Raw genomic sequence first — 11,901 nt, 5'->3', positions numbered from 1 at the left:
AAGACCGATGAAAGGTAAGATTATCAAAGGCATTGCCGGATTTTATTATGTCCATGACGGCCGCAGTAAAATCTATGAATGTAAGGCAAAGGGTGTTTTCAGAAACAGGAATATTAAACCGCTGGTGGGAGATGACGTGGAGTTTATGGTTCTGGACGAAAAAGAGGGAACCGGAAATATCGACGCAATCCTGCCGCGGAAAAACAAGCTGACCCGGCCTGCGGTTTCCAATGTGGATCAGGCTGTCGTGGTGTTTGCCGTCACGGAACCGCTGCCGAACCTGAATCTTCTTGACCGCTTTCTGGTCATGATGGAGAGGCAGGAGATACCGGTTATTATCTGTTTTAATAAAATCGATTTATCCGGCGGAAAAGAGATCGAAGAACTGAGGGCCATTTACGGACCGGCCGGTTATACACTCCATTTTATCAGCACCTATGAAGCCGCCGGCCTTGAAAAGCTGCATGAGCTGATTGCCGGAAAAACCACGGTTCTGGCAGGCCCTTCCGGTGTCGGCAAGTCGTCAATCACCAACTTTCTGCAGCCGGAGGCCAGGATGGAAACCGGTGTTGTCAGTGAAAAGATTAAAAGAGGAAAGCATACTACGAGACATTCGGAGCTTTTCTTTGTGGAGAACGGAACCTATATGATGGATACGCCCGGCTTCAGTTCCATGTATATCGAGGATTTGGAGCCAAATGAATTAAAGGACTATTTTCCGGAATTTTCTGAATACGAGGAGGAATGCCGGTTTTTAGGCTGTATCCACGTGGGTGAGAAGGTATGCGGAGTCAAGACGGCAGTTGCGGATGGTAAAATCAGCAGGAGCCGCTATGATAATTACCTTCTTTTATACCAGGAATTAAAAGACAAGAGGAGATACTGATTATGATTATTTTAGCGCCTTCCATTCTGGGAGCAGATTTTAAACGGCTCGGCGAGCAGGTACAGGAGGTGGACAGAGCCGGAGCGCCCTATATCCATCTGGATATAATGGACGGAACTTTTGTCCCCAGTATTTCATTCGGCATGCCTTTGATTGAGAGTCTGAGAAGCTGTACCAATAAAACCTTTGATGTCCATATGATGGTGGAGGAGCCGGGACGGTATGTAGACGATATGAAAAAGGCAGGCGCCGATCTGATTTGTGTGCATCAGGAGGCATGTACCCATCTTGACAGGACAATTAACCAGATTAAAGAGGCCGGACTCATGACAGGTGTAGCCTTAAATCCGGCAACACCCGTGTCGACACTGTCCTGTATTCTTGAACAGGTGGATATGGTTCTCATCATGTCCGTCAATCCCGGATTTGGCGGACAGAAGTTTATTCCCTATACACTCGGCAAGATCAGGGAACTTCGGAATTTGTGCAATGAAAAGGGACTTGCCACCCGTATCCAGGTGGACGGAGGAATTTCACCTGCCAATGTAAGGGATGTAATTGAAGCCGGAGCCGATGTGATTGTAGCGGGTTCCGCTGTGTTTAAAGGAAATCCGACTGAGAATGTGAAGACTTTCCTGGATATTTTTGAAGAATATGCAGCAGTTCAGTAACAGGCCAGATGCCTGAGCTGTTACAGGAATAAAACAAATAATCATAAAGAGAAGTGAATAGCGTATGAAAAAGTGTTTGGTTGTTACGGGAGGTTCTATTGATATTTCCTTTGTTAAAGATTTTTTGCAAAACCGGAGATACGACTGGATTGTCGCGGTTGACGCCGGCCTGGAGATACTGAGTCATCTGCACATTGTTCCGGATGAAGTGGTAGGCGATTTGGACTCGGTGGATCCTCTGGTTTTAAGAGAATATAAGGATAATCCGTCCGTGGCTTTTGAGATCCACAAACCGGAAAAAGATGAGACGGACACGGAACTGGCTCTTTTAACCGCTGCCAAATGCGGCTATAACAGTGTGGATTTACTGGGAGCGCTCGGGGGCAGGATGGATCATGCCATAAGCAATATCCAGCTGCTCTATCAGTTTTACAAGCAGGGAATGGATGTCAGTATCTATGATGCCCAGAACAGGCTGTATCTGCTGGGAAGCGGAAAAGTGTTCAGGAAATCCGAGATATATGGCAGGTATATTTCTTTCATGCCTCTGACAGAGGTGGTGGAAGGGCTGACGTTAAAGGGCTTTAAGTATCCCTTAAACCGGCGCAGAATCGTCCTTGGAACTTCCCTCTGCATCAGCAATGAGCTGAATGGTGAGGAAGGTATCATGGAAGTAGAAAAGGGGGTCCTTATCTGTGTGGAGGCGCATGACTGACCGTAAACTAACCGGCGTCGGTCTGATGTACAAGCACGGAGACGGAAAAAGTAATGGAGAATGAAAAACGCATGGAAGATTTGAAAATGAGGAACAATAAAGATGGAGCAGCAGCGGCTCTACAGCCCAAAAAGATTGCTGTGATTAATGATATTGCAGGTTATGGCCGCTGTGCATTGACAGCGGCTATTCCTGTGATCAGCGCATTAAAGGTACAGTGCTGTCCTCTTATTACGGCAGTGCTGTCGAACCACGCAGGATATCCATCCTGCTTTTTTGACGATTATACGGATCGTATGGTGCCTTACATTGAAGAGTGGAAGAGGCTGGAATTTTCTTTTGACGGGATCATGACCGGATTTCTCGGTTCAGTTCGTCAGGTAGAGATTGTCACAGACTTTATCCGGCATTTTAAGAAAGAACATACCACCATGCTGCTTGTCGATCCCACGCTGGGGGATAACGGAACTACTTACAGTGTCTGTGACAGACAGCTCTGTGAGGGTATGCGCGAACTGATTCAGTATGCCGATATCATCACTCCGAATCTGACGGAGGCATGTATTCTGACCGACACGCCTTATCAGGAAAAGGGATGGAGTAAGAGAAAGCTCTCTGATTTGACTTATAAACTCCTGTTAATGGGGGCTGGGGCCGTGGTCCTGACCGGAGTTGTCAAGGGAAGTCTGGTCATCAATGTCATCCATGAAAGAGGAAAAGAACCTGTTTTTCAGACAGCGCACCACGCAGAGGGGAACCATCATGGAACGGGAGATGTCTTTGCCGCAGTCATCGGCGCCAGCGCCGTAAAGGGCGTTGCACTGGAAGAGTCGGTCCGCAGGGCGGCTGCTTTCACAAGAAAGTGCGTTGAACGTTCGGAGGAGCTGGGAGTTCCGGAAATTGAAGGGCTGTGCCTGGAGGAGTGTCTTCCTTATCTGATGAAACTTTAATCAGGCAGGTGAGGACGCTGCCGGGACGGCCAGCGGACGGGGTGGTGAGATGTGTATATGAGTCTTTCGTCCCGGGGGGAAGGTTGTTGTGGGTTGGGGCTGCGGGGAAGATAAAATCTGCGGAGCACGCTCTCGCTCCCTGAAATGCATAGCGGCTGCTAGACTCGAAAATACCTCGTCAAGCACCGATGGATTTCAAAGGCATCCGCAGATTTTATCTTCCCCTCCGCCCCAACGGCTCAGTTTTCGCCGGGACGAAAGACTCCGCCAAGTGTGTCGCCCGTCCGCTGGACTGCGGCGGCTGATTGTCTCACGCTCTAAGTGTGGGGAAAACCTTGTCGTTGCCACGACATGTATCTGTCTGCGTTTATTTTTTTAGCCTGTCAATGAGTAAGGATGCTGCCAGTAGAAGTGGTGGCAGCAACAGGGGGCATCCCCGCTTGACGGTGGAGACAATCAGCGGCGGAAGGGACAAGAGCCGGTGTGAGCGACAAAAACTGCGCCTGAGTCTTCAGTCCCCGTCGATCAACCTGGCTGGGGGAAGGAGGCGGAATCAATTCTGGAGGGGACATGGGAGTCCGCCGGTGCTTAGTGAGGTCTTTTACGAACTTAGCACCGCTGCGAACTCCAAAGAGTGCGAACGGTCCCCGTAAGAATTCATTCCGGCTGGATTCCCCCTCTCACGACAATCTCCCCCGGGGACTGAAGACTCAGACACACAACTTCACCACACCGGACCTTGTCCCTTCCGGACGCGTCCCCCATTCTCAACTAAATAATAGGGCTTTTCATTAGGAAAAAACTGTAGTATAATCGACAAAGATATGGCAGTCAGGGAAAAAAATAATATAATGCTTCCCGGAAATAGATGGAGATTGCTTGAAACAACAGGAGGAAGAGATGTTAGATTTAAAGTTTGTCAGAGAAAACCCTGAAATCGTAAAGCAGAATATAAAGAATAAATTTCAGGACAGCAAGCTTGGCCTTGTAGATGAAGTGATCGAGCTGGATGCTAAGAACAGAGCCGCTAAGAAAGAGGCCGATGATCTGCGCGCCAATAAGAATAAAATTGCAAAACAGATCGGCGCCCTGATGGGTCAGGGGAAAAAGGACGAGGCGGAGGAGATGAAGAAGCAGGTTGCCGAGCAGTCTGCGCGTCTGGCTGCGCTTGAGGAGCAGGAGAAGGAGCTGGGAGATAAGATCTTAAAAATTATGATGACGATTCCCAATATCATCGATCCGAGTGTTCCAATTGGAAAAGACGACAGCGAGAATGTTGAGGTTCAGAAATACGGCGAACCCGTAATTCCGGACTTTGAAATCCCTTATCATACAGAGATCATGGAGCGATTTAACGGAATTGATCTGGACAGCGCCAGAAAAGTTGCCGGAAACGGCTTCTATTATTTGATGGGAGATATCGCCAGGCTCCATTCGGCGGTGATTTCCTATGCAAGAGATTTCATGATTAACCGGGGATTCACTTACTGTGTACCTCCTTTCATGATCCGCAGCAATGTAGTGACAGGCGTTATGAGTTTTGCCGAGATGGATGCCATGATGTATAAGATTGAGGGAGAGGATCTCTATCTGATTGGTACAAGCGAGCATTCCATGATTGGTAAATTTATTGATACCGTGATACAGGAGGAGGAGCTTCCAAAGACTCTTACCAGCTATTCACCATGTTTCCGGAAGGAAAAAGGCGCTCACGGCATAGAAGAGAGAGGGGTATACAGAATTCATCAGTTCGAAAAGCAGGAGATGATAGTTGTATGCAAACCGGAAGACAGCAAGATGTGGTTCGACAAGCTCTGGCAGAATACTGTGGACTTATTCCGTTCTTTAGATGTTCCGGTAAGAACGCTTGAATGCTGTTCCGGCGATTTGGCAGATCTGAAGGTGAAATCAGTTGATGTGGAGGCATGGTCTCCGAGACAGCAGAAATATTTTGAGGTGGGAAGCTGCTCCAATCTTGGCGACGCCCAGGCCAGAAGACTGAAGATCCGTGTAAACGGCCAGGACGGCAAATATTTTGCCCACACGTTAAATAATACTGTGGTAGCGCCTCCCCGTATGCTGATTGCTTTTCTGGAGAATAATCTTCAGGCAGACGGTTCCGTCAGAATCCCTGAGCCGCTTCGTCCATATATGGGCGGAATGACAGAGATCCGTTAATTAATATCAATGTCAATGATGTTGGGGGCAAAAGGTCTTTTGACCCCGTTGATACCGGATTGCTCCGCACTGCGTGGTATCATGTCAATAAAGTTAATAACAGAAATAAGAGAGAAGATATTACGATGCGGTGATATCTTCTCTTTCCGTGTGAGAAGACTCTTATGAATAAACATACAATATCAGTGAAACAATTTATTAAAAATGAGACCGTATTCTGCGCTGCGGCAGCTCTTGCGGCGCTGTCCTGCCTGGCCGTAAAGCCGGGAAGAGAGTATCTGGGATACATTGATTACAGAACCCTTGCTTTGTTATTCTGTCTGATGGCGCTGGTAGCCTGCATGCAGGAAATCGGTGTCTTTACCATGCTGGGGCATAGGCTGCTGTCCGGCACCCACGGGACTAAAAAACTCTCCTTTATACTGGTAAGTCTCTGCTTTTTCTGCAGCATGCTAATTACAAACGACGTGGCTCTGATTACTTTTGTGCCATTTACCATTCTTGTTTACCAGATGGTGGGAAAGGAAGAGCAGCTGCTGAAACTCGTTGTTTTAGAAACAATTGCCGCCAATCTGGGAAGCATGGGCACTCCGATCGGAAATCCACAGAATCTGTATCTCTACTCTGTATCAGGACTGTCTATGAAAGCATTCATGGAGACGGTATTGCCTTATACGTTTTTTTCCATGCTTCTGCTGGGGACTTTTTTAGCCGTTGGTAAGAATGAGCCGCTATCAGTGAGGGTGCGAATGGGAAAAAGGCCGGAGGATGCGGGTGTGTTTATCCGCCGCCTGGCCGTATATCTCGGACTTTTTTTCTTAAATATTCTGGTGGTTCTGCATTTTCTGGCCTGGCAGAGCGTTCTGGCGGCGGTGATTTTGTGGATGCTGGCAAAAGACAGGAAGGTTTTAAAGGAGCTTGACTATGTTCTTCTTTTAACCTTTGTCTGCTTTTTTATCTTTGTCGGTAATATGAAACGGATTGATGCGGTTAACATCCGGCTGATGGAATTAATTCAGGGCCGGGAGCTGGTTACCGGTATTGCTGCCAGCCAGATTATCAGCAATGTGCCGGCCGCTATTCTGCTTTCAGGTTTTACGGACCGGTATAAGACACTTCTGGCGGCCGTGAATCTAGGAGGACTGGGAACTCTGATCGCATCCCTTGCCAGCCTGATATCCTACAAATTTTTTGCAAGAAGCTATCCTGGCAAAAAAGGGAGGTATCTTCTGGAGTTTACATTCTGGAATCTTGTTTTTTTGATTCCTTTGACGGGACTTGCTCTGTTTTTAACTTAACACGCTTCGCGATGCACAGAAACACCTCGCGGGATACTGCCGTGTGGACAGTAACCTGCGGTGTAACTGCTGTTTGTACGCCACACACGGACGGTTGCATTTTATAGAAAGAAAGTGTAGAATATAAGGCAGAAATAAGTAACAGGCAATCAATAAAAATTTGGAGGATGACGGAATGAAATACATAATCGTGCTTGGCGACGGTATGGCAGATGAGCCAATTGAGGAACTGGGAGGAAAAACACCTATCGAATATGCGGATACTCCGGCAATGGATCGCCTGGCTCCGCTCTCTGAGGTAGGACTTGCAGCCACAATTCCGGATGGAATGAAACCTGGCAGTGATACGGCCAATCTCGCAGTTCTGGGCTATAATCCGAAAAAATATTATACGGGGCGTTCCCCTCTCGAAGCTCTCAGCATCGGCGTCGATATGAAAGCAACCGACATAGCGCTGCGCTGCAACATTGTAACACTCTCGGAGGAGGATGTCCCCTATGAGGAGAGGACGATTCTTGATCACAGTTCCGATGAGATTTCCACGGAAGACGCGGCCGTTCTGCTCGATGCAGTCAAAGAAGTCTTTGAAAACGAGATATATCATTTTTATGTCGGCACCAGCTACCGTCATTTACTAATCTGGGATAACGGGAAAGTCGTAGAGTTGACACCGCCGCATGATGTGCTGACACAGAAGATTGGAAAACACCTTCCCGAAGATGAAATGCTAAAAGAAATGATGAAAAAGAGCTTTGACATTCTGAATCATCATCCATTAAATGAAAAGAGAGCGGCACAGGGAAAAAATAAGGCAAATTCACTCTGGTTCTGGGGCGCAGGAACAAGACCGGCTTTATCTTCATTTTATGACAAGACAGGGAAGAAGGGAGCCATGATCTCCGCTGTGGATCTGCTCAAGGGAATCGCCGTAGGCGCCGGCATGAGAAATATCGAGGTTCCTGGCGCTAACGGAGGACTGAATACCAACTATGAAGGCAAAGCGGAGGCCGGCGTGAAAGCTCTGTTGGAGGAGGGCGCTGATTTTGTCTATATTCATGTGGAAGCTCCGGATGAGATGGGACACCAGGGCAGTGTGGAGAGAAAAGTAAAAGCGATCGAATATCTGGACCAGAGATTGATCCGCATTGTGGCCGGGGAGATGGATCGTTCCGGCGAAGATTACCGGCTGTTAATTATGCCGGATCATCCGACGCCAATCAGCTGCCGTACCCATGTCTCCGATCCGGTTCCATATCTGCTCTATGACAGCAGAAAGAATGCGGGACAGGGGCTGCTGTACAGTGAGGCAAACGGAAAGAAATCCGGAATACTGATAAAAGACGGATATAAAATGATCGACCGGCTGCTTCAGGACTGAGCCGGTGATATACAGCAAGGAAGATAACCTGCACGCGGCACGAACAGTTTACCGGCATCGACAATAACCTGTACATTTCGCGCACAGGTCACCGCCTTCAACGATAACTGCACGCTCCGTGCACAAGTCACCGCCATCAATTATACAGGGGAGGCAGGAATGAAAATTCCTGCCTCCCCTGTATATAAAACGATATTATGCACACGCTTCAGCAGGCCGCTGCAGTCAATGCCGAAATCGCGCCGGTGCCTGTTTATTTCATTTACTAAGGCCATTATCTTTGCGTACGGTCAGAATATCAAATGTGCAGCTCTGTCTGAACTGATACTTTACTGAACTTCTTCAAGCGTTAATTTTGGAACTGCCATCAATGAATAATTTGTATGGTAGATTACGAATCCAGGTGCGGAACCCGCCACCTTCTTAACGGATTTTTTCTGAATATAATCAATTTCCACTTTTTCATTGCTGCGGCCTTTTGAGTAATAGGCTGCCAGAGAACCGGCCTCCTCGAAAACCCTGTCTGGCAGTTCACGTCCTTCCGACTTCACAATTACGTGAGAGCCTGGGATTCCTTTTGCGTGAAACCACCAGTCATTACCGGAAGCGACTTTAAATGTCAGCTCTTCATTCTGATAATTATTCTTTCCGACATAAATATGAAAACCGTCGGATGAGATATAATGGAAAGGCCGGCTGGTGATTTTGACCTTTTTACCGGAAGGCCCATGCTTTTTTATAAAACCGTATTCCGTCAGCTCCTGCTTAATCTGTGCCAGATCTTCCTCCTTCAGCGCAATATCCAGTGAAGTGCTGATTGATTCCAGATGTTCGATTTCCTGCTTTGTTTCCTCCACAAACTTTGAAAGCGCCTCATAGGTCCGTTTCAGCTTATTATATTTATCAAAAAATTTCTGCGAATTTTCACGGGCCGTAAGCTGTGGATCAAGCGGGATTTTAATCGGTTCATTTGTATAATAATTGATGCATTCCAGTTCCTTTTCCCCGCCGCTCAGCTCGTATCCATAAGTGTTTAACAGTTCTCCGTAAACCTTGTATTTATCTCTTTTTTCCGTATCCTTAAGCTGCTTGAGCTGTAAATCATATTTTTTATAGCTTCTTTCCAGAGCGGTCTGGACGATTCTGCGGAGATCGGCAGACTTCTGCCGGATACGTGTAATAATATTTTTTGAGGAATAATAAAGCTCCAGCGTGCTGCTGATGGATTCATAGGTAACTGCCTTATATTCCGGGGGCCAGGAAGTAAGGGGAAGAGCGGAAAATTCCACCGGTTCCTCCTCTTTGTAAAGAATATTCGGTGAAAAAAGGCCGTCCCGTACCTGCTCCATCGCAAGCACAAGAGTCCGGCTCAAGTGGGTCAGTTCCAGATCGGAGAGAGACGCCGCCGGCACATCGGCATCAATTGAGGCTAGATGGCAGAACTCCTCGGCCATTACAGGGCTGAGGCCCGTAAAGCTGGTATAAATCGCTTTTCCCGAGGGCGCCTGTGAAGCGGAGAGAGTTTCTTTAAAAACAGCCTCATCAGAGGAGAGCGGATCTTTTTTCCCGGCTGCCTGAGGGATAAAATAGTCCCTTCCGGGAAGCACCTCACGGACAGAGCTGATCTGGGCCGAAATATGTTTGATACTGTCGATAATCTTGTCATCCGGTGTGCAGAAAATAATATTGCTGTGTTTTCCCATCAGCTCCACAATCAGATATTTACGGCAGAGATCGCCGAGTTCATCGAGATGTTCTATTTCAAAACGTATGATTCGTTCCAGTCCCGGCTGGCTGACCGATACGATTTTTCCGTTTCCGATATGCTTTCTCAAAAGCATGCAGAAGTTCGGCGCAGTCATAGGGCTTTGTTTATTCGTCTGAGTCAGATAGATAAGAGGAAGACTGGCATTTACCGACATAAGAAGCCGGTAACTCTCCCTGTTATTCTTTACCGTAAAAAGAAGCTCATCTTTTTCGGTCTGAGCAATTTTTGATATTTTTCCTCCGGTCAGTTTGTCGTTAAATTCTTTTACCAGACCGGCTATAACAATTCCGTCAAAGGCCATAATTGGTTGTTCCTTTCTAAGCTAGTTTCCATATTTTTCATAATAAGCTCCAGGCGCCAGAGAAACAGCGTCATGGACAGCAGGTCTGCACAGCCTCCCGGGCTTATATTGCGTTTGATAAAATCTTCATTCAGCCGTACCAGCTCATTGATTCCCTCCGGTGTTTCAGCGCCGCCCAGCAATAATACGGAGGAGGCGCACTGCTTTACATACTCAAGGGAAGCATAGTCGGTCCTGAACAGGACATTCGTATCGTCCACATTCGCCATCAGATTCAAAAGTATATGCAAGGAAAGGCGGTTCTGCAGCCCGCCGCCGCAGTTTGTTCCATTCTCCGGGCGGCTCAGAAACTCCCTGAGAGCCGGAAGCCCGAAATGCCGTACGGCAGGGAAACTGTCAGCGGCTTCCCCGCGGATACCACGGATCCCATATTTCAGATAGAGATATTCCCCATGGGATTTTGGATTGCCCGGTTCTATTTCGGAAAAATCACGTTCCATGGAAGCGCGGCACATTTTCCCGCAGTAGAATAAAATATCATCGGCGCTCACCGGGCAGCGTTTTTTACCGGAAAGCTCGGATGCGTCGTCAGACAGTAAAGAGCAAAACAGAAAGCCTGCCGAAGCTGCTGCAAGTCCCATGGAAAAAATAATGCCTTTATGGGTATTAACGCCTCCTGTCGCAGCGAACATGGCTTTTTCCGCTTTGACTCCGGACGGACGGATTGCTTTAAAAAGGCATCCGGCAGCCTTATCCGGTGACTCTTCGGACATCTTATCCCCCCAGGAGGCGCCTATGCCGGCCATCTCCTTTATAAAGGGCAGAATTGCCCGGATACTGTCCTCAAAAGTCAGGTAATCCATATCGCTGTGGGCTCCGCTGTCTTTTCGGTCCACAAGCCCTGGCTTTGGGGTGGCGGCCACCTCGTCGGTGAGAGAGAGGGACGCAGCTTTTTCCAAAAGAGCCAGAAATCGGTCTGTGATCATTTGTCTTGTCATTACTTCTTTAACATTCATTTTTTCATCCTGTCATTATCCGGAACTTTACTGGTATTTCCCAGAAGTTTTTCAATATGCATGACCAGTTCTTCCACGCTGTGGCGGCGGCTCCGGCTGCATTCATGTGCTGGGCGTCCGCAGATGAGGCAGGTTCGGCACGGCCTGCCGGTTTCCTCCCTTGAAACCTTGCATCCATCCTGCCTGATAATATCAATATCATAAAGGCGGCCGACCGAAGTCTCGTCCTCCAGCTCCGACATCAGGCATTTCAGGACAAGAGGGGAAGCATCGGCGGCAAAAAAAGCTTCATATCCGGTCTTTTCACGGACCTCGCTTTCATGATAAACCGTGATAGCCGAGTCACAGAGCGCCTGTCTGATTTTTCGGACCCCCTCCTCAAATGTTTCAGGTATCTTGTCAAATACCTTTACCGGTCCCGGAATATTTAATGTAAAACTGATAATCGGTTTGTTATATGTCTGAATCAGGGAGTTTTGCAGAAAGACGCGGCGTTCCCTGGCGTCCAGCATTTCTTCAAGCATTACCTCATTATTCCCTGCCAAATCCATTTTAACATCCTCCCAAATCACTGTAGTTATTTTTACCTGAAGCTGCCCTGACTGACGGACTTTTGTAGGGGGACAGCTTCTGATATTCTATTATAAAGAAAAAGTACGGTTATAACAACAAATATTTTAATGATTTAACTGAGGTTGGGAGGACACGTCCGGAACGGACCATGTCCGGGGTGGTGAGGG

At 47.7% G+C, this 11,901-nt stretch carries 10 protein-coding genes; 7 read left to right on the top strand and 3 right to left on the bottom strand.

All coding sequences use genetic code 11. From position 1 onward, the window contains the following. The first annotated feature begins 7 nt into the window (after window positions 1-7). The 7 genes from rsgA to CLOSYM_RS11365 all read left to right on the top strand — a co-directional run bounded on the left by rsgA (window position 8) and on the right by CLOSYM_RS11365 (window position 8,076). Complete coding sequence (gene rsgA, locus CLOSYM_RS11395; RefSeq protein WP_021642230.1) at window positions 8-886, top strand: ribosome small subunit-dependent GTPase A; 879 nt, start codon at window positions 8-10, stop codon at window positions 884-886. 2 nt (window positions 887-888) lie between these two features. Next, window positions 889-1,557 (top strand): ribulose-phosphate 3-epimerase, encoded by a 669-nt coding sequence (gene rpe, locus CLOSYM_RS11390; protein ID WP_021642229.1) that lies wholly within the window; start codon window positions 889-891, stop codon window positions 1,555-1,557. 64 nt (window positions 1,558-1,621) lie between these two features. Further along, window positions 1,622-2,272, top strand: a complete 651-nt coding sequence (locus tag CLOSYM_RS11385; protein ID WP_003504200.1) for a thiamine diphosphokinase — start codon at window positions 1,622-1,624, stop codon at window positions 2,270-2,272. Window positions 2,273-2,325: 53 nt separating this feature from the next. After that, window positions 2,326-3,222, top strand: a complete 897-nt coding sequence (locus CLOSYM_RS11380; RefSeq protein WP_003507244.1) for a pyridoxamine kinase — start codon at window positions 2,326-2,328, stop codon at window positions 3,220-3,222. A gap of 900 nt (window positions 3,223-4,122) precedes the next feature. After that, window positions 4,123-5,400, top strand: coding sequence for a serine--tRNA ligase (gene serS, locus CLOSYM_RS11375; RefSeq protein WP_003504197.1), 1,278 nt, complete (start codon window positions 4,123-4,125; stop codon window positions 5,398-5,400). Window positions 5,401-5,564: 164 nt separating this feature from the next. Next, on the top strand, window positions 5,565-6,698 hold the full coding sequence (locus CLOSYM_RS11370) for an SLC13 family permease (RefSeq protein ID WP_044902374.1): 1,134 nt from the start codon (window positions 5,565-5,567) through the stop codon (window positions 6,696-6,698). Between the two features lie 175 nt (window positions 6,699-6,873). After that, window positions 6,874-8,076 carry a cofactor-independent phosphoglycerate mutase gene (locus CLOSYM_RS11365; RefSeq protein WP_003504193.1) on the top strand — a complete coding sequence of 401 codons (1,203 nt, stop codon included), beginning with the start codon at window positions 6,874-6,876 and terminating at the stop codon, window positions 8,074-8,076. Between the two features lie 329 nt (window positions 8,077-8,405). On the opposite strand, the gene CLOSYM_RS11360 is transcribed toward CLOSYM_RS11365, so the two are convergent. Genes CLOSYM_RS11360 through citX form a run of 3 tightly spaced genes read right to left on the bottom strand, consistent with a single transcriptional unit; the run spans window position 8,406 to window position 11,712 of the window. Further along, the gene (locus tag CLOSYM_RS11360) at window positions 8,406-10,145 is read right to left on the bottom strand and encodes an Rqc2 family fibronectin-binding protein (RefSeq protein WP_003507237.1); all 1,740 of its coding nucleotides are present in this window, start codon (window positions 10,143-10,145) and stop codon (window positions 8,406-8,408) included. Continuing rightward, window positions 10,121-11,161 carry a triphosphoribosyl-dephospho-CoA synthase gene (locus CLOSYM_RS11355; RefSeq protein WP_021642225.1) on the bottom strand — a complete coding sequence of 347 codons (1,041 nt, stop codon included), beginning with the start codon at window positions 11,159-11,161 and terminating at the stop codon, window positions 10,121-10,123. Before CLOSYM_RS11355 ends, CLOSYM_RS11360 begins: the two co-directional genes overlap by 25 nt. Next, entirely contained in the window at window positions 11,158-11,712 is a 555-nt protein-coding gene (citX, locus tag CLOSYM_RS11350) for a citrate lyase holo-[acyl-carrier protein] synthase (RefSeq protein ID WP_242828672.1), read from the bottom strand. The genes CLOSYM_RS11355 and citX overlap by 4 nt, the downstream gene beginning before the upstream one ends. Window positions 11,713-11,901: the final 189 nt, after the last annotated feature.

Origin of the sequence: [Clostridium] symbiosum ATCC 14940, from assembly GCF_000466485.1 — a bacterium.
Taxonomy (GTDB): domain Bacteria; phylum Bacillota; class Clostridia; order Lachnospirales; family Lachnospiraceae; genus Otoolea; species Otoolea symbiosa.
Note: the sequence above shows the minus strand (reverse complement) of the source record. Positions and strands in the feature narration are given on the sequence as shown.

What these genes read in the sequence shown, in the direction of transcription:
- rsgA (WP_021642230.1), top strand. Translation starts at nt 8, where the DNA reads ATGAAAGGTAAGATTATCAAAGGCATTGCCGGATTTTATTATGTCCAT.
- rpe (WP_021642229.1), top strand. Translation starts at nt 889, where the DNA reads ATGATTATTTTAGCGCCTTCCATTCTGGGAGCAGATTTTAAACGGCTC.
- CLOSYM_RS11385 (WP_003504200.1), top strand. Translation starts at nt 1,622, where the DNA reads ATGAAAAAGTGTTTGGTTGTTACGGGAGGTTCTATTGATATTTCCTTT.
- CLOSYM_RS11380 (WP_003507244.1), top strand. Translation starts at nt 2,326, where the DNA reads ATGGAGAATGAAAAACGCATGGAAGATTTGAAAATGAGGAACAATAAA.
- serS (WP_003504197.1), top strand. Translation starts at nt 4,123, where the DNA reads ATGTTAGATTTAAAGTTTGTCAGAGAAAACCCTGAAATCGTAAAGCAG.
- CLOSYM_RS11370 (WP_044902374.1), top strand. Translation starts at nt 5,565, where the DNA reads ATGAATAAACATACAATATCAGTGAAACAATTTATTAAAAATGAGACC.
- CLOSYM_RS11365 (WP_003504193.1), top strand. Translation starts at nt 6,874, where the DNA reads ATGAAATACATAATCGTGCTTGGCGACGGTATGGCAGATGAGCCAATT.
- CLOSYM_RS11360 (WP_003507237.1), bottom strand. Translation starts at nt 10,145, where the DNA reads ATGGCCTTTGACGGAATTGTTATAGCCGGTCTGGTAAAAGAATTTAAC.
- CLOSYM_RS11355 (WP_021642225.1), bottom strand. Translation starts at nt 11,161, where the DNA reads ATGAATGTTAAAGAAGTAATGACAAGACAAATGATCACAGACCGATTT.
- citX (WP_242828672.1), bottom strand. Translation starts at nt 11,712, where the DNA reads ATGGATTTGGCAGGGAATAATGAGGTAATGCTTGAAGAAATGCTGGAC.